Origin of the sequence: Pseudomonas sp. BF-RE-22, assembly GCF_019956155.1 — a bacterium.
In the GTDB taxonomy this organism is placed as follows: Bacteria; Pseudomonadota; Gammaproteobacteria; order Pseudomonadales; family Pseudomonadaceae; genus Aquipseudomonas; species Aquipseudomonas migulae.
This window is the reverse complement of sequence record NZ_JAHBDD010000032.1, coordinates 1-17,353: the sequence shown is the minus strand read 5'-3', so window position 1 is coordinate 17,353 and position 17,353 is coordinate 1. Positions and strand designations below refer to the sequence as shown.

Genomic DNA, 17,353 nt, shown 5'->3' with positions numbered 1-17,353 from the left:
CATTAAAGGAAGCTGTTTATGCGCCTGAGTACCCGCGTTGCTGCGCTCTGTGCCGGACTTCTCGTCAGCCACCACGCCGCAGCGGCCGAGTTGCCACAACGCTGGGTCAGCGCCGGTGGGGCCTTGTCGGAGTGGGTCAGCGCGCTCGGCGGCGAATCGAAACTGGTCGGTGTCGACACCACCAGCCAGCACCCGGAATCGCTCAAGGCGTTACCGAGCATCGGTTATCAGCGGCAGCTGTCGGCGGAGGGCATCTTGAGCTTACGCCCGCAGATCCTGGTCGGCACCGAAGAAATGGGGCCGCCGCCGGTGATTTCGCAGATTCGCACGGCGGGGGTGCAAGTCGAACTGTTCTCGGCTCAGCCGGACCTGCCGACGTTGCACGCTAACTTGCAGCAGTTGGGCAAATTGCTCGGCGCCGAGGACAAGGCTGCGCAACTGTTCCAGGGCTATCAACAGCAGCTCGATCAGCAAAAGGTTCGGGTCACCAATGCGCAGCTGACACAGCCCTCACCGGGTGTGCTGGTGCTGCTCGGTCATGCGGGCGGCAAGCCTCTTATCGCAGGCAAGGACACCGCTGCTGATTGGCTGATCCAGAAGGCCGGTGGGCACAACCTGGCGACGCACACCGGTTACAAACCTTTTTCCAATGAATCCTTGATCAGCCTGGACCCCGAAGTGCTGGTGTTCGCCGACCGCGCATTGACCGGTGAAGCGGCGCGCGCAGCGCTGTTCAAGGAGAACCCGATTCTGTCTTCCACCCGCGCCGCCAAGGACGGACGAGTCATGGAACTCGATCCCACGCTGCTGGTGGGTGGGCTTGGCCCGCGATTGCCCGAGGCGTTGAAAAAGATCAGTGACGGTTTCTATCCCGGCACTGCTGCTCAATGATCGTCCTGGTAAAACCCCGGGCGTTGTTCATCGGCCTGAGCCTGCTGTGTTTGCTGGCGATCTGGCTGTCGTTGGCGCTCGGTCCGGTGAGCCTGCCGTTGCTCGATACCTTGCGTGCAGCGTTACGCATGATCGGCCTGCCCTTTGCGCCTGACGGACTGGAGCAGGCCGAGCTGATCCTCGGGCAGATTCGCCTGCCGCGTACCTTGTTGGGATTGGCGGTGGGTGGTGTGCTGGCATTGTCGGGTGTGGCGATGCAGGGTTTGTTTCGCAACCCATTGGCCGATCCGGGGTTGGTGGGCGTTTCTGGTGGCGCGGCATTAGGCGCGGCCATCGCAATTGTCGGCGGCTCGGCGTTTGGTGGGTTGCCGGAATTCCTCGGGCCGTACCTTTTATCGCTGTGCGCGTTTCTCGGCGGGCTCGGCGTGACAGCGATGGTGTATCGACTGGGTCGGCGCAACGGGCAAACCGATGTCGCAACCATGCTGTTGGCGGGTCTCGCTTTGACGGCGCTGGCCGGCTCGGTCGTGGGGCTGTTTACTTACCTGGCAGACGACACGACTTTGCGAACGCTGACCTTCTGGAATCTGGGCAGTCTGAACGGTGCCAGTTATTCGCGACTCTGGCCGTTACTGTTGATCAGTGCCGGCGTGGCGCTGTGGTTGCCGCGTCGCGCCAAGGCGTTGAATGCGTTGTTGCTGGGAGAGTCGGAGGCCGGGCACCTGGGCATCGACGTCGAAAAGCTCAAGCGTGAGTTGGTGTTTTGCACGGCGTTGGGCGTCGGCGCGGCAGTGGCGGCGGCGGGGATGATCGGCTTTGTCGGGCTGGTGGTGCCGCATCTGGTGCGTCTGCTGGCCGGTCCCGATCATCGGGTGTTGCTGCCGGCCTCGGTGCTGGCGGGTGCCAGTCTCCTGTTGTTCGCGGATCTGGTGGCGCGACTGGCCTTGGCGCCGGCGGAGCTGCCGATCGGAATCGTCACCGCGATGATCGGTGCGCCGGTCTTTCTTTATCTAATGCTGCGAGGGCGTGCCTGATGTTGCGAACGCAAAATCTGCACATCCGCCGAGGCCGCAAGATTGTCCTGATGGATATTACGCTTGAACTCAAACCGGGAGAGGTCCTTGGCGTGCTGGGACCTAACGGTGCGGGCAAAAGCACGTTGCTGGGTGCCTTGTGCGGCGAGTTGCAGGCTGATCACGCCAGCGTGTGGCTCGATGAGCGCGAGTTGCGTGACTGGACCGGCGCGCAACGAGCGCAACGCCTGGCGGTGTTGCCACAAGTATCGACCTTGAACTTCGCCTTTCGCGTCGAGGAAGTCGTCGGCATGGGGCGCTTGCCACACCAGACCGGCCGGGTCCGCGATGACGAAATCGTCGCCGCCGCATTGCAGGCCGCCGATGCCGGGCATTTGAGTGGTCGCAGCTATCTGGCGTTGTCCGGCGGCGAACGCCAGCGGGTGCATCTGGCGCGGGTGCTGGCGCAACTCTGGCCGGGCGAGGCGGGGCAAACGCTGTTGCTCGACGAGCCGACTTCGATGCTTGATCCGCTGCATCAACACACCACCTTGCAAGCGGTGCGCGAGTTCGCCGATCGCGGCGCGTCCGTGTTGGTGATCCTGCATGATCTGAACCTGGCGGCGCGCTATTGTGATCGCCTGTTACTGCTCGAAGGCGGGCGGCCGGTCGCGCTCGATACCCCGGAGCAAGTGTTGCGTCCGGAACCGCTCAAGGCGGTATTCGGGCTGGACGTCTTGGTGCAGCAGCACCCGGAGCGTGGGCATCCGCTGATCATCGCCCGCTGAGTCATTGATAGAGGGTGTGGGTATGCGTGTGATGGTGATTCTGGCGGTGCTGATGCTGAGTGCTTGTCAGCATGTTTCGACGCCGCCGGTCACCGGCGAGATTCGCGACTTGCGCAGTGGTCAGACGCTGACGGCGCAGGAACTGCTGGCGCGTCTGGCCAAGCCGTCGCGACTGATCGTGGGGGAGCAGCATGACAATCGCGATCACCATGAACTGCAACGCTGGTTATTGCAGGCGCTGGGAGAGCGGCGCCCGCAAGGCAGCCTGCTGCTGGAAATGCTCACGCCGGATCAACAGCTGCGTGTCGATGACGTTCGCCACGCCTCGACGCTGCCCTCGGATTTGCCTGGTGCATTAGCCTGGCAACCTGGCTGGGACTGGAATCTGTATGGGCCGATCGTTCGTTTCGCCCTGGCCCAACCGTATCCGCTGCTGGCCGCCAATCTGGACACAGTCGAGGTGCGTGCTTTTTACGCCCGGCCGCCGACATTAAGCGGCGCTCGCTCCAATGCCATGTCGGTCAAGGATGAGTTACTGGCACAGATCAGCGGTTCCCATTGTGGCCTGCTGCCCGAATCGCAAATGCCGGCGATGCTCGCCGTCCAGCAGCAACGTGACCGGCGCATGGCCGAACGGCTGTTGGCTGCACCCACCCCTTCATTGCTGTTCGCCGGCGCTTACCACGCGCGAAAGGATGTCGGTGTGCCGATCCATGCGCTTGATCTGGGAGCGCCCGAAGTGCCCGTGGTTTTAATGCTGGCGCAGCAGGGCGGCGAAGTCACAGCGGCGATGGCCGATTACGTCTGGTACACGCCTGCCACGCCGGCGCCGGATTACTGTGCAGAGATGCGCAAGGGCCAGCCAGAATCAAAACCCTAAGCAACGGCAACAGATCCCCCTGTAGGAGCCGGCTTGCTGGCGATGGCGATGGGTCAGTCACTAAATGCGTTGACTGATAACCCGCCATCGCCAGCAAGCCGGCTCCTACAGGGGATCGGTTTTGCCGGGGGACTTTTGCTCAGGCAAAAAAAGACCCGGCAAGAGCCGGGTCAAATAACCGTGATTAGCCTGATGAGGAGATATCTGAGAGTCCGAACCAAGGGCTTTTCAAATATCGACCAGTCTCGCGACCAGTTGTGATAATCATAGCGATTCTCATTACCAAGTCAACCGCTGATTTTTCATTTCCTCGAAAATTGTCAGTTGCTTGGCGAGAAGCCCCGAAATCATTGGGCTTCAGACTACATTCCTGATGAACTCAGCTGCGTGGTGTGCTTGTTCAGCAGGTCAATGCGTCGGTCCACGCTCTCGATCAGGCTGTGGGCGATCTTCGGATTGCTTTGAGTGAGGCTGAGAAACTCTCCTTCGCTCCCGTTCAATTCTTGTGGCGTGACGAGATCGCTTCCAACTGTTTATTCAGGGCTTCCTTGCGCTCGGCGGGGATGTCGTTCCAATGCACATCCATCAGCGCGCCTTCGATCGCATATAACAACACCTTGGATGCCCGGAACCCGCGCGTGCGCACAGCCCGATAGGCATCCACCGCCCCCAGGCGACGCAAGTCCGAGGCGCTGTGGATGCCCACGGCATGCAGCCACTGCGCCGATGTCTTGCCAAGATTCTTCAGGTGCTGCAGTTCATCATTCATCAAGCCTCCTTGCGACGGCCGAACGGTGCGTGGGCAAGCTTCTGAGGAGTGTAGCCATCAGTAGGAAAAGCGTGATTGTTTGGTCGGTTTCGGAGCAAATGCTTCTAAGAAGCGACTCCGATGTGCAGCGTAAAAATACGCGAGCAAGGTAGGAAAAGGCGGAAGGGCGTCAAGTTCTCAAGCTGAAAACACCCACAGTCCAGCGCAAGGCGGGGGGCGCCAAGGCTGAGCACTGGACATGTCAGTTATCGGTCGTTTTTAACGGGTTCGATAACGCAGGCGTGTACCGAAATTCATCGACATCAGAATTTCGTCGGCACTCAGCTCTCGTGGAAAGTAGGCGCCGGAGATCTGCGCGTGGGCCAGGCTTGCGCCTTCCAGGTTTGAGTTGCTGAAATCGATGCCGCGCAAGTCGGCAGAGCGGAAGTAAGCATCGGTAAAGTCGATGCCGTCGGCATTCAGTTCACGCAGGTCCAGGCCTCGGAAGTCACCACCGACCATGTCGATAGGTCCGTCTTTTGGACGTTCGTTGTTGAAACCTGTGATGTCGTCTTTGTGCAGTAAGGCATAAAGCGGGGTGTCGAGAAGTTTCGGCTGGCTCATGTCACATCACCTGTTGGTTTTATGACGCCAGTATAGTGCCACTATTTGACAGCCGTGAAGCCAGCGAAGGCTCCACGGCTGAAATACTTTCTTACAGGCCCGGCAGGCGTTGGCGAATTTGCGCAACGACGGTGTCGAGGGTCCCGCTTTCATTGGTCTGCACGCGTTTGCTGCACAGAATCTCTTCTGGCGTCAGGGCTTCACGATTGGCTTGCTGCGCTTCGATAACGGCCAGGTTGGCGTCGGATGGATCCTTTTTGTCTGTCTGGCGCAGGGCCAGCCAGCTTTCGATCACCGCTTGTGGCGCGTTGCAATCAAGGATCAGGAACGGCGCGCCGGTGGCTTCGGCAATTTTCGCCGCGCCGTCGCGCTGGTCGCGCTTGAGGTAAGTGGCATCGACTACCACCGGGAAACCGGCGCGCAGGATGACCGCGGCGATTTCATGCAGGCGAGTGTAGGTTGCGGCGCTGGCGTCGGCGCTATAAATGCCGGCTTGCGGATCGTTGGCGACAGTTTGTTCGCCGAACAGGCGTTTGCGCTCGACGTCGGAGCGCAGGCGAATTGCGCCCAGCGCTTCCACCAGGCGCATGGCCACGTGGCTTTTGCCAACAGCGGAAACGCCGTGGGTGATGGCCATGAAGCGCGAAGGAATGGTGCTGTAGCTTTCCGCCAGGTTTGCATAGTTGCGGTACTGGCGCAGGGTAGTAGCGCGCTGCACCGGGTCGGCCTCGGCCGGCATGCTGAACAGGCTGACCTTGGCGCGAACCAGCGCACGGTAGGCTTTATAGAAGTTCAGCAGTTCCAGGCCCTGGTAATCGCCGGTCAACTCCAGGTATTGGCTGATAAAGCGACGGGCCAGGCTCTTCAGGCCACGGTCTTCAAGGTCCATCGCCAGGAAGCCGGTGTCGGCATAGACGTCGGTGAAGCGGAACGGCTCGTTGAATTCGATGCAGTCGAAGATCACGACCTTGCCATCGATCACGGTGGCGTTGCCCAGATGGATGTCACCGTGACACTCGCGGATGAACCCCTCGGCCTTGCGCTGGGCAAACAGTGGCTTGAGGCGTTCGAAGCTGCTTTCGGCCCAGGCTTGCAAGGCATCGAGTTGCAGCAGGTCCGCCTTGTCACTCAGGAACGGGCGGATCTGCTCGAAGTTCTGCCGCACTGGCGCCATGACGCTGTCCGGCGTGCCGGCTTCGTGTTCCGCAGGCACTTTTGGTGCGGTGAGGTGGAATTGCGCAATCTGTGCGGCCATCTCGTCGATGTGCGCGGTGGTCAATTCGCCGTTGGCTTGCAGTGTGCTGAGCAGTTGGCTCTGTGGGAACTGACGCATTTTCAGCGCGTATTCGATGACCGGGCCGTCGCCGCCCAGTTGTGGCGCTTCGGCGCTGCCGGTAATCGGCAACACTTCGAGATACAAATCATTGGTCAGGCGCTGGTTCAGGCGCAGTTCTTCACCACAGAAATGCTCGCGGGCATCGAGGCTGGTGAAGTCGAGGAAGCCGAAGTTGACGGGCTTCTTCACTTTATAAGCGAAAGCGCCTGTGAGAATGACCCAGGAGATGTGGGTTTCGATGAGCTGGAACCCGTCTACCGGATGCGGGTAAAGGGCCGGGTTTTGCAGGGCGGCGATCAGGGGCTGGCTCACAGGCGTTCCTTCAGAGTCTGGGAAAATTCACGGCCGCCATTATGGCCGCAAGTCCGCCCGACGCAAACCTCGGCGGGCTCCTGTTGAGTATGAATAAAGTGCGTATAATCCGGCGCCATGACTCGTACTCGATCCCCCCGTACCCCCAAAAAACCACCTTCCAGGGGCCTGCGCCCTTGGCTGGGCTGGGCCCTTAAACTCAGTCTGGTCGGCCTTGTGGTGCTCGCCGGGTTCGCGGTTTACCTCGACGCTATTGTCCAGGAGAAGTTCTCCGGCAAGCGCTGGACTATCCCGGCCAAGGTGTATGCGCGCCCGCTCGAGCTGTTCACCGGCCAGAAGCTGAGCAAGGAAGACTTCCTCACCGAGCTCGACGCCCTGGGCTATCGCCGCGAAAGCGTGAGCAACGGCCCCGGCGCAGCATCGGTCAACGGCAACACCGTTGACTTGAATACCCGTGGTTTCCAGTTCTATGAAGGCATGGAGAACGCCCAGCCCGTGCGCGTGCGCTTCTCCGGCGACTACGTGGCTGAACTTTCGGCGACCAACGGTTCGAAGCTTTCTGTGGTGCGGCTGGAACCGCTGCTGATCGGCGGGATTTATCCGAAGAATCTCGAAGACCGCATTCTGATCAACATCGATCAGGTGCCGCCGTATCTGCTGGAAACCCTGGTCGCTGTAGAAGACCGGGACTTCTATAGCCACTGGGGCGTGTCGCCGAAGTCGATTGTCCGCGCCATTTGGGTCAACACCTCTGGCGGCAAGATGACCCAGGGCGGCAGTACCCTGACGCAACAGTTGGTCAAGAACTTCTACCTGACCAGCGAACGCAGCCTGAGCCGCAAACTCACCGAAGCCATGATGGCGATGCTGCTTGAGCTGCATTACGACAAGCGGGAGATTCTTGAGGCTTACCTCAATGAAGTGTTCGTCGGTCAGGATGGCCAGCGCGCGGTGCACGGTTTCGGTCTCGCCAGCCAGTTCTTCTTCGGGCAGCCGTTGTCCGAGCTGAAACTGCATCAAGTCGCGATGCTGGTGGGCATGGTCAAGGGACCGTCCTATTACAACCCGCGTCGCAATCCGGAACGGGCGCTCGAGCGGCGCAACCTGGTGCTCGATGTGCTTGAGCAGCAAGGCGTCGCCTCCGCCGAGCAGGTCGCGGCGGCGAAGAAAATGCCTTTGGGCGTGACGACGCGCGGCAAACTGGCCGACAGTTCGTTCCCTGGGTTTCTCGACCTGGTTAAACGTCAACTGCGCGAAGACTATCGCGACGAAGACTTGACCGAAGAAGGCCTGCGGATCTTCACCAGTTTCGATCCTATTTTGCAGATGAAAGCTGAAGCGTCGGTCAACGATACGTTCAAGCGCTTGTCCGGTCGCAAAGGCTCCGATGACGTTGAAGCAGCGATGGTCGTGACCAACCCGGAAACCGGTGAAGTCCAGGCCATGATCGGCAGTCGCCAGGCGAGCTTCGCCGGTTTCAACCGGGCGCTGGATGCTGTGCGACCGATCGGTTCGTTGATCAAACCGGCGGTTTATCTGACAGCCCTTGAGAAACCTAGCCAGTACACGTTGACCAGTTGGCTGTCAGACGAATCCTTCTCGGTAAAAGGCGCGGATGGGCAGGTCTGGAAACCGCAAAACTATGATCGCCGCTCCCATGGCACTGTTTTCCTTTATCAAGGGCTGGCGCACTCCTACAACCTGTCGACCGCGCGTCTCGGGTTGGCGGTGGGCGTGCCGAATGTCTTGAAGACGCTGGCTCGACTGGGGGTGAGTCGCGAGTTTCCGGCATTCCCGTCGATGCTGCTGGGTGCCGGCGGCATGACCCCGATCGAAGTGGCGACCATGTACCAGACCCTCGCCAACGGTGGCTTCAATACGCCGATGCGCGGGATTCGTAGCGTGCTGACGGCGGAAGGCGAGCCGCTCAAGCGCTATCCGTTCCAGATTCAGCAGCGTTTCGATCCGGCGTCCATTTACCTGATCCAGAGTGCCATGCAGCGGGTCATGCGCGAAGGCACCGGCAGTTCGGTTTACAACGTGTTACCGAAAACCCTGACGCTGGCGGGCAAGACCGGTACCAGTAACGATTCGCGAGACAGCTGGTTCGCCGGTTTCAGTCAGGACTTGCTGGCGGTGGTGTGGCTGGGTCGCGATGACAACGGCAAGACCCCGTTTACCGGTGCCACTGGCGCGTTGCAGGTCTGGACCAGTTTCATGCGCAAGGCTGATCCGTTGCCGCTGGACATGCCGCAGCCGGATAATGTGGTTCAGGCCTGGGTCGATTCACATACCGGACAAGGCTCTGATGCCAACTGCCCAGGCGCCGTGCAGATGCCGTATATTCGCGGCAGCGAACCGCCTCCCGGCGCTGCTTGCGGTGGCGAAAGCCCTGTTAACGGTGAAACGGTGATGGATTGGGTCAAGGGCTGGATGAATTAAGCAAAGAGGGTTTCAAGTGAACAAATGGTTGATTCCAGCGGTTGCCGCCGTGGCTTTGCTCAGCGGTTGCTCCAGCGTACAGCGTGGTTCGATTCCGGTTGTGGATTCCGGCAGCGCCGTTTCCAACAGTGAGCGTGTTTCGGCCAATGGTGGTTTTCGTCAAACGACGGTTAAACGTCCTGTGCAATCCCAGACCCAGGCGATCCCGCAAGGTGACACCGGCGTCGTGGTGATGGTGCCGGGTGGCGGTGCAGTTGCATCGGCACCGATCAGCACTTCGCCGATTACGCCAGGCCCGATCACTTCGGGTCCGATCGACACTTCGCCAGTCCAGTCGGCCCCGATCAATCAGGGCAGCTACAGCATGCCATCGACACCGAGCGGGATTCCTTCGTCGAGCGTCGGTGGCCTGTCAGCCGATGAACAACTGGACGGTCCGGTATTGGCGCTGCTGACCACTGCTCAGCAGCAACAGGCTGGCGGTGACCTCAACGGTGCTTCTTCCAGTCTGGAGCGCGCCCAGCGTGTTGCACCGCGCGAGCCGCAAGTGCTTTATCGTCTGGCGCAGGTTCGCATGGCCCAAGGTGATGCGGCACAAGCCGAGCAGTTCGCTCGTCGTGGTCTAACCCTCGCCAATGGGCGTCCGGCACTTCAGGCCAGTCTGTGGGAATTGATCGGTCAGGCACGTGATAAGCAGGGTGATTCCGCTGGCGCTGCACTGGCCCGTCAGAAGGCCAAGGTTTCGCTGTGATGGACGCACGCTTTCCGAAAATTGCCGAGCAGCTGTTGTTGATCGAGCGCGAGTTGCGGGTTCAGGGGTGGTGGGACGAGGTCTCGCCATCGGTTGAAGCGCTGTCCAGTGTCGAGCCGTTCTCGGTCGATACGCTGGATTTCGAGCAGTGGCTGCAATGGATTTTCCTGCCGCGCATGAAAGCGATCCTCGAGCAGGATTTGCCGTTGCCCAATGCCTCGGGCATTCAGGAGATGGCGGAAATGGTCTTCGCCAGCCGCAATGTCCAGGGCAAGGATCGGCAGTTGCAGGTGCTGCTCAAAGAGTTCGACCAACTGATCACCGCCTCCCGCTGACCCCGCTCTCCTGTAGGAGCAGAGCTTGCTCGCGAAGGCGGCCTAACATTCAACATATCTTTTGAATGTTAGGCCGCCTTCGTCGGAATGCCGCCCGGAGCAAGCTCGGCTCCTACTGGCAGTTTTCAGCGATCTGTCTTTGCGCTTCAGCAGTCCGTTCCTGACGTTGCTCGTCGGTCAGGCGGCGCATCTCACCCTCGACATCCTCCCGTATCCGCGGATTGTTCTGCAGTTGAGCCAGGTTCGTCCGCGCCTGCTCGCAGAATACCTTTAGCTGCGCTTGCTGCTCGGCGACCTGTTTTTTAACGCTCTTATCGATGGCCTGTTGATCGCCAATGGCATTACTGCGGGGCAGCGTAGCCGGCTTGTTTGCAGGGGAGGGCGTGACCACGGTCTTGGCTTCCCGGCCCTGGGGCGGCTGCGCATCGAAGTGGGTAACGCCTTGTTCATCGACCCACGTGTAAATCTGAGCGGCCATGCACAAAGGGCTGATGGCGATCAGCAGGCTGGCGGTCAGGAAAAACGTTCGCATGCCATTTCCTTGTATTGGGTTGCGCAATTGAAGCTAACACAGTTGCTGTTTAGCGGTTTTTTCTTGCTTTCTCATGTGCTTACTTCAATAAAGCACATTGACGACTTGACTTGCAGGGGACGAAACAGAAGAATCCAAAGTCCGCTGTAGAGGGACTGCCAGAAGCAGACCCACTCGGCAGATCATGAGGCGCACATCCGCGCCGACCTGTTACACCCGCAACGCGTTACCTCGCGCTGGGTGGGAAAGCCCCGCAACACTTGGGACGATCCCAATACTTGCTCAGTCAGTGCTGACGTAGTCGGCGACCACCGTCGCTCATGCTCTGCCGAGAAGTAAACCTATTAAGACCCGTCCTCTTGTATGTGGGCGGTATTCTGGCGTTTTAGAGGTGAACAACGTGGAGCTTTTATCTGGCGGTGAGATGCTCGTCCGCTTTTTGCGTGACGAAGGCGTCAAGTACATCTACGGGTACCCGGGTGGTGCTCTTCTTCATGTTTACGATGCCCTGTTCAAAGAACCGGAAGTGACCCACATCCTGGTTCGCCACGAGCAGGCTGCGACCCATATGGCTGACGGCTACGCCCGTGCCACCGGTAAAGCCGGTGTGGTACTGGTGACCTCCGGCCCGGGCGCAACCAACGCCATTACCGGTATTGCCACGGCCTACATGGACTCCATTCCGATGGTGGTCATTTCCGGCCAGGTGCCTAGCAACATGGTTGGCACCGATGCGTTCCAGGAAACCGACATGATCGGTATCTCCCGGCCGATCGTGAAGCACAGCTTCATGATCAAGCACGCGTCGGAAATCCCGGAAGTCATGAAGAAAGCGTTCTACCTGGCGCAATCCGGTCGTCCTGGTCCGGTCGTTGTCGATATCCCGAAAGACATGACCAACCCGGCCGAGAAGTTCGAATACATCTTCCCGAAAAAAGCCAAGCTGCGTTCCTACAGCCCGGCCGTTCGCGGTCACTCCGGACAAATCCGCAAGGCAGCCGAAATGCTCCTGGCGGCCAAGCGCCCTGTGATGTACGCAGGCGGCGGTGTGATTCTCGGTGGCGGCTCCGCGCCGCTGACCGAGTTGGCGAAGATGCTCAACCTGCCAGTGACCAATACCCTGATGGGTCTGGGTGCCTACCCTGGCACCGACCGTCAGTTCATCGGCATGCTCGGCATGCACGGCAGCTACACCGCCAACCTGGCGATGCACCATGCTGACGTGATCCTCGCAGTCGGCGCACGCTTCGACGATCGTGTCATCAACGGCGCGTCGAAGTTCTGCCCGAATGCCAAGATCATTCACATCGACATCGACCCGGCTTCGATCTCCAAGACCATCAAGGCCGACGTGCCGATCGTTGGTCCGGTGGAAAGCGTCCTGACCGAAATGGTCGCGATCCTCAAGGAAATCGGCGAGACCCCGAACAAGGAGTCCGTTGCCAGTTGGTGGAAGCAAGTTGATGAGTGGCGCGGTGATCGCGGCCTGTTCCCTTACGACAAGGGCGACGGCAGTGTCATCAAGCCGCAGACCGTGATCGAAACCCTGTGCGAAGTGACCAAGGGCGATGCCTTTGTTGCCTCCGACGTGGGTCAGCACCAAATGTTCGCGGCGCAGTACTACAAGTTCAACAAGCCGAACCGCTGGATCAACTCCGGTGGCCTGGGCACCATGGGCTTCGGTTTCCCGGCGGCCATGGGTATCAAGTTGAGCTTTCCGGATGCCGACGTCGCCTGCGTAACGGGCGAGGGCAGTATCCAGATGAACATTCAGGAACTGTCCACCTGTCTGCAATATGGTTTGCCGGTCAAAATCGTCATCCTGAACAACGGCGTTCTGGGTATGGTTCGTCAGTGGCAGGACATGAGCTACGGTAGCCGTCACTCGCACTCCTACATGGAATCGTTGCCTGACTTCGTCAAGCTGGCAGAGGCGTATGGCCATGTCGGCGTGCGCATCACCGACTCGAAAGATCTGAAGTCGCAGATGGAAGAAGCATTCGCCATGAAGGATCGCCTGGTGGTCATCGATATTGCGGTCGACACCAGCGAGCACGTCTATCCGATGCAAATCAAAGACGGCTCCATGCGCGATATGTGGCTGAGCAAGACGGAGCGTACTTAATCATGCGGCACATTATTTCCTTGCTTCTGGAAAACGAACCCGGTGCTCTGTCGCGTGTAGTCGGCCTGTTCTCGCAGCGCAACTACAACATCGAAAGCCTGACCGTGGCGCCAACCGAAGACCCGACCTTGTCGCGTCTGACGCTGACCACCGTTGGTCACGATGAGATCATCGAGCAGATCACCAAGAACCTGAACAAGCTGATCGAAGTGGTCAAACTGGTCGACCTGTCGGAAAGTGCTCACATCGAGCGCGAACTGATGCTGGTCAAGGTCAAGGCCACCGGCGCCCAGCGCGCCGAGATCAAGCGCACCACCGATATTTACCGTGGGCAGATCGTTGATGTCAGCGCTAGCGTGTATACCGTTCAATTGACCGGTACCAGCGACAAGCTCGACAGCTTCATTCAGTCCATCGGCACCGCGTCGATCCTGGAAACCGTCCGCAGCGGCGTAACCGGTATTGCTCGCGGCGACAAAGTACTCAGCATCTAAACCAAATTAGCGAATGGCCTGAACGGCCTGGATATATAGGGGAAATTCATGAAAGTTTTCTACGATAAAGACTGCGACCTGTCGATCATCCAGGGCAAGAAAGTTGCCATCATCGGTTACGGTTCCCAAGGCCACGCTCAAGCGTGCAACCTGAAAGACTCCGGCGTTGACGTCACTGTTGGCCTGCGTAAAGGTTCGGCGACCGTTGCCAAAGCCGAAGCTCACGGCCTGAAAGTGACCGACGTTGCTTCCGCTGTTGCGGCTGCCGACCTGGTCATGATCCTGACCCCGGACGAGTTCCAGTCCTCCCTGTACAAAAACGAAATCGAGCCGAACATCAAGAAAGGCGCCACCCTGGCCTTCTCCCACGGCTTCGCGATCCACTACAACCAGGTTGTTCCGCGCGCTGACCTCGACGTGATCATGATCGCGCCGAAAGCACCGGGCCACACCGTGCGTTCCGAGTTCGTCAAAGGCGGCGGTATCCCTGACCTGATCGCTATCTATCAGGATGCTTCCGGCAACGCCAAAAACGTTGCACTGTCCTACGCTGCCGGCGTTGGTGGCGGTCGTACCGGCATCATCGAAACCACTTTCAAGGACGAGACCGAAACCGACCTGTTCGGCGAACAAGCCGTTCTGTGCGGTGGTACCGTTGAACTGGTCAAAGCCGGTTTCGAAACCCTGGTTGAAGCTGGCTACGCGCCGGAAATGGCCTACTTCGAATGCCTGCACGAACTGAAACTGATCGTTGACCTCATGTACGAAGGCGGTATCGCCAACATGAACTACTCGATCTCCAACAACGCTGAATACGGCGAGTACGTGACTGGTCCGGAAGTGATCAACGCCGAATCCCGTCAGGCCATGCGCAACGCCCTGAAACGTATTCAGGACGGCGAATACGCCAAGATGTTCATCAGCGAAGGCGCAACCGGCTATCCTTCGATGACCGCCAAGCGTCGTAACAACGCCGCTCACGGTATCGAAATCATCGGCGAGCAACTGCGCTCCATGATGCCGTGGATCGGTGCCAACAAGATCGTCGACAAAGCCAAAAACTAAGTCGCACACTTGTACGGAAAACGCGGCCTAGGCCGCGTTTTTTCGTTTAGGAGGCTGGTTCTGGTATAAAGCTGCATCGTTTGTGGCCGAACCGTCGTCCCAGACACCTGTCGAAACTTTCCACCCCGTTGCAAGGTAATGTCCATGAGCGAACGTCCCGAAGAGCCAAACCAGGCTTCTGACGCCGAAAGCCTGCTGCCCATCGATGAACACGTCGAAGAAGGGCATGACGCTGAAGGCCGTAAAGTCCGGCATCGTGGTATCTATCTTCTGCCGAATCTGTTCACCACTGCGAACCTGTTCGCAGGGTTCTATTCCATCATCAATTCAATGAGTGCCCAGAGTGCCTTGAGTGCAGGTGATGCGATTGGCGCGAGCAAGTATTTTGCGTTTGCCGCGATCGCCATTTTTGTCGCCATGGTGCTCGACGGTCTCGACGGTCGAGTTGCCCGTATGACCAACACCCAGAGTGCCTTCGGTGCCGAGTACGACTCGCTGTCCGATATGGTCGCCTTCGGTGTCGCGCCGGCACTGTTGGCATTTGGTTGGGCCTTGGGTGATATGGGCAAGGTCGGCTGGATGGTCGCCTTTATTTATGTCGCCGGCGCTGCGTTGCGCCTGGCACGTTTCAACACCCAGGTGGGCACCGCCGACAAGCGCTACTTCATCGGCCTGGCCAGTCCGGCTGCGGCGGGTGTGGTTGCGGGTATTGTCTGGGCGTTCAGCGATTACGGTATTCAGGGCTCCAAGATGTCTTTCCTGGTTGCGCTGATGGTTGCGGCCGCCGGCATGCTGATGGTCAGCAACATCAAGTACAACAGCTTCAAGGAGCTGGACCTGAAAGGGCGCGTACCTTTCGTGGCGATCCTGGCCGTGGTGCTGGTGTTTGCCGTCGTGTTCAGTGATCCGCCGCGCATCCTGCTGCTGGTTTTCCTCGCCTATGCAGCGTCTGGCCCGGTTCAATACCTGTTACGTCTTCGTCGGCACAAAAGCGTGTAATTTCCCTCATACTCCGCAGTCTATTGGTGCATCTGTCCTCCAATGCTGCGGAGTTGCCATGCTGATCAAAGTCCCCAAGTCATCCGACTGCCATGAGTCGGATGTCACGCCTGAATCCCTCTATCTATCTCGTCGTAATGTATTGGGCGCCGCCGTTGCCGGCTTGGCTGTGAGCAGCTTGCCGCGTTGGGCCAGTGCTGACGATGCCGCGCGATACGCTGATGTCGAGGCGGGCAACGCGCCGTCCTGGTTTGCCGAAAAACTGCCTTCTACCAAGTGGGGCGCGGTCACCGTCAAGGATGAGGTGATCACGCCGTTCAAGGACGCGACCCACTACAACAACTTCTATGAGTTCGGTACCGACAAGGGTGATCCGGCCGCCAACGCCGGTTCTCTGAAAACCGAACCGTGGAGCGTGGTGGTGGACGGGGAGGTGGGTAAGCCGGGGCGATATGCGCTGGAGGACTTCATGAAGCCTTATCAGCTGGAGGAACGTATCTATCGTCTTCGCTGTGTAGAGGCCTGGTCGATGGTCATTCCATGGATCGGATTTCCCATCTCTGCGTTGCTCAATGTTGTTGAGCCAACCTCCAAGGCAAAATTCATTCGCTTCGAAACGCTGCAGGACCCTAAGACCATGCCAGGGCAGCGCTCTGGTTTTGCCCTGATCGACTGGCCCTATGTAGAAGGGCTGCGTCTGGACGAGGCGATGAATCCGTTGGCGATTCTTGCAGTGGGCATGTACGGGCGTGAGTTGCCTAGCCAGAACGGCGCGCCTCTGCGCCTGGTGGTGCCGTGGAAGTACGGCTTCAAGAGCGTCAAATCCATCGTGCGGATCAGTCTGGTCAGCGAGCAACCGAAAACCACCTGGCAAAGCATTGCTGCGGACGAGTACGGCTTCTATGCCAACGTAAATCCGACAGTCGATCATCCGCGCTGGACGCAGGCTCGGGAGCGTCGTTTACCGAGCGGTCTGTTCAAGCCCAATGTGCGTGACACGCAGATGTTCAACGGCTACTCGGACGAAGTTGCTTCTCTATATACAGGGCTCGATCTGCGGAAGAACTACTGATGCGATATCCGTTCTGGCGAGTGAGTGTCTTCATCGCTGCTGCGGTGTGGCCGTTGCTTTGGCTCTATCTGGCTTGGGCGGATGTGCTGGGGCCGGATCCCGGCAAGGTGCTGGTTGATCGGTTGGGGTTGGGGACGCTTGTACTGCTGCTTATTACATTGAGTTTCACGCCTTTGCTGAAACTCACCGGTTGGGCGGGGTGGATTGCTGTCCGACGACAGCTGGGGTTGTGGTGCTTCGCTTATGTAGTTCTCCATCTGAGTGGCTATATAGCGTTCATTCTTGGCTTTGATTGGTCGCAGCTGGGTGTCGAGTTGCGCAAGCGGCCGTACATTATTGTCGGTGTGCTGGGGTTCCTTTGTTTGCTGGCGTTGGCGATAACCTCCAACCGCTACAGTCAACGTCGGCTGGGGGCTGGCTGGAAGAAGCTGCATCGACTGGCTTATGGTGTTCTCGGTCTTGGCTTGCTGCATATGTTGTGGATCGTGCGTGCCGATCTGAAGGAGTGGGCTGTCTATGCCTCTATAGGCACACTGCTATTGGTGTTGCGGTTACCGCCTGTCGCTCGTCGAATTCCGCGTTTAATAGCTAAAAAGACACCTTCTGAAAGAAAAGCATAATTAGGTGTTGACGGCAGATTCTGGAAGTCTATAATTCGCCCCACTTCCGGCGCAGTCGAAACGGAAAACTCCTTGGTAAACAAAGAGTTACGCAGTTTTCGACAGCGAGTTGCTTCAGGTCATCGAAGCCCAGAAGGAGTTGAAAGAGCGGTGTTGTTTGGCTCTTTTGACGGTTCGATCTTCTCGGTCGAAAGCGGATAAAAAGAGGTGTTGACAGCAGCGAGTAACGCTGTAGAATTCGCCTCCCGCTAACGAGAGATCGGAAGCGCAAGTGGTTGAAGTTGCAAAGGAAACTTTGAAAACTTCTGAAAATAACCGCTTGACAG

17 protein-coding genes and 2 pseudogenes are annotated in these 17,353 nt (G+C 58.7%); 13 read left to right on the top strand and 6 right to left on the bottom strand.

Annotation, left to right across the window (positions count from 1 at the left end):
* The first annotated feature begins 18 nt into the window (after positions 1-18).
* The 4 genes from KGA82_RS16550 to KGA82_RS16535 are packed head-to-tail and all read left to right on the top strand — an operon-like array spanning position 19 to position 3,572.
* A complete protein-coding gene (locus KGA82_RS16550) occupies positions 19-891 on the top strand; it encodes a hemin ABC transporter substrate-binding protein (protein WP_223451310.1) in 873 nt (290 codons plus the stop codon).
* Positions 892-941: 50 nt separating this feature from the next.
* Positions 942-1,925: a FecCD family ABC transporter permease gene (locus KGA82_RS16545; RefSeq protein WP_223451328.1), complete on the top strand. Its 984-nt coding sequence runs from the start codon at positions 942-944 to the stop codon at positions 1,923-1,925.
* Complete coding sequence (locus KGA82_RS16540) at positions 1,925-2,692, top strand: heme ABC transporter ATP-binding protein (RefSeq protein ID WP_008036387.1); 768 nt, start codon at positions 1,925-1,927, stop codon at positions 2,690-2,692. Before KGA82_RS16545 ends, KGA82_RS16540 begins: the two co-directional genes overlap by 1 nt.
* Positions 2,693-2,714: 22 nt before the next feature.
* Positions 2,715-3,572, top strand: coding sequence for a ChaN family lipoprotein (locus KGA82_RS16535; RefSeq protein ID WP_223451308.1), 858 nt, complete (start codon positions 2,715-2,717; stop codon positions 3,570-3,572).
* A 362-nt stretch (positions 3,573-3,934) separates the two neighbouring features.
* Here KGA82_RS16535 and KGA82_RS16530 read toward each other — a convergent pair.
* The 4 genes and pseudogenes from KGA82_RS16530 to KGA82_RS16515 form a co-directional block, all read right to left on the bottom strand.
* Positions 3,935-4,054: pseudogene (locus KGA82_RS16530) on the bottom strand (cAMP-binding protein); the annotation flags it as partial.
* Between the two features lie 14 nt (positions 4,055-4,068).
* Positions 4,069-4,341, bottom strand: a complete 273-nt coding sequence (locus tag KGA82_RS16525) for a TfoX/Sxy family protein (RefSeq protein ID WP_007971093.1) — start codon at positions 4,339-4,341, stop codon at positions 4,069-4,071.
* Between the two features lie 258 nt (positions 4,342-4,599).
* Positions 4,600-4,944, bottom strand: coding sequence for a pentapeptide repeat-containing protein (locus KGA82_RS16520; protein WP_008033166.1), 345 nt, complete (start codon positions 4,942-4,944; stop codon positions 4,600-4,602).
* 91 nt (positions 4,945-5,035) lie between these two features.
* Positions 5,036-6,592 (bottom strand): AAA family ATPase, encoded by a 1,557-nt coding sequence (locus tag KGA82_RS16515; RefSeq protein ID WP_223451301.1) that lies wholly within the window; start codon positions 6,590-6,592, stop codon positions 5,036-5,038.
* Between the two features lie 117 nt (positions 6,593-6,709).
* Between KGA82_RS16515 and mrcB the strand changes: the two genes are divergently transcribed.
* The 3 genes from mrcB to KGA82_RS16500 are packed head-to-tail and all read left to right on the top strand — an operon-like array spanning position 6,710 to position 10,120.
* Positions 6,710-9,034, top strand: coding sequence for a penicillin-binding protein 1B (mrcB, locus tag KGA82_RS16510; protein ID WP_223451299.1), 2,325 nt, complete (start codon positions 6,710-6,712; stop codon positions 9,032-9,034).
* A 16-nt stretch (positions 9,035-9,050) separates the two neighbouring features.
* Complete coding sequence (locus tag KGA82_RS16505) at positions 9,051-9,785, top strand: hypothetical protein (RefSeq protein WP_192227975.1); 735 nt, start codon at positions 9,051-9,053, stop codon at positions 9,783-9,785.
* Positions 9,785-10,120 carry a YqcC family protein gene (locus KGA82_RS16500; RefSeq protein WP_008036409.1) on the top strand — a complete coding sequence of 112 codons (336 nt, stop codon included), beginning with the start codon at positions 9,785-9,787 and terminating at the stop codon, positions 10,118-10,120. Before KGA82_RS16505 ends, KGA82_RS16500 begins: the two co-directional genes overlap by 1 nt.
* Before the next feature lie 112 nt (positions 10,121-10,232).
* Here KGA82_RS16500 and KGA82_RS16495 read toward each other — a convergent pair whose 3' ends face one another.
* The gene (locus KGA82_RS16495; RefSeq protein ID WP_223451297.1) at positions 10,233-10,652 is read right to left on the bottom strand and encodes a DUF4124 domain-containing protein; all 420 of its coding nucleotides are present in this window, start codon (positions 10,650-10,652) and stop codon (positions 10,233-10,235) included.
* 400 nt (positions 10,653-11,052) lie between these two features.
* On the opposite strand from KGA82_RS16495, the gene KGA82_RS16490 reads away from it, so the two are divergent.
* The 6 genes from KGA82_RS16490 to msrQ all read left to right on the top strand — a co-directional run bounded on the left by KGA82_RS16490 (position 11,053) and on the right by msrQ (position 17,027).
* Entirely contained in the window at positions 11,053-12,777 is a 1,725-nt protein-coding gene (locus KGA82_RS16490) for an acetolactate synthase 3 large subunit (RefSeq protein WP_192227972.1), read from the top strand.
* A gap of 2 nt (positions 12,778-12,779) precedes the next feature.
* Positions 12,780-13,271: an acetolactate synthase small subunit gene (gene ilvN / locus KGA82_RS16485; protein WP_003205610.1), complete on the top strand. Its 492-nt coding sequence runs from the start codon at positions 12,780-12,782 to the stop codon at positions 13,269-13,271.
* 48 nt (positions 13,272-13,319) lie between these two features.
* The gene (ilvC, locus tag KGA82_RS16480) at positions 13,320-14,336 is read left to right on the top strand and encodes a ketol-acid reductoisomerase (RefSeq protein WP_003228216.1); all 1,017 of its coding nucleotides are present in this window, start codon (positions 13,320-13,322) and stop codon (positions 14,334-14,336) included.
* 144 nt (positions 14,337-14,480) lie between these two features.
* Positions 14,481-15,335, top strand: a complete 855-nt coding sequence (gene pssA, locus KGA82_RS16475) for a CDP-diacylglycerol--serine O-phosphatidyltransferase (RefSeq protein WP_008033154.1) — start codon at positions 14,481-14,483, stop codon at positions 15,333-15,335.
* Positions 15,336-15,393: 58 nt separating this feature from the next.
* Entirely contained in the window at positions 15,394-16,407 is a 1,014-nt protein-coding gene (gene msrP, locus KGA82_RS16470; RefSeq protein ID WP_223451295.1) for a protein-methionine-sulfoxide reductase catalytic subunit MsrP, read from the top strand.
* Positions 16,407-17,027, top strand: a complete 621-nt coding sequence (gene msrQ, locus KGA82_RS16465) for a protein-methionine-sulfoxide reductase heme-binding subunit MsrQ (RefSeq protein ID WP_223451288.1) — start codon at positions 16,407-16,409, stop codon at positions 17,025-17,027. The genes msrP and msrQ overlap by 1 nt, the downstream gene beginning before the upstream one ends.
* 114 nt (positions 17,028-17,141) lie before the next feature.
* Here msrQ and KGA82_RS16460 read toward each other — a convergent pair.
* A pseudogene (locus tag KGA82_RS16460) lies at positions 17,142-17,353 on the bottom strand (hypothetical protein); the annotation flags it as partial.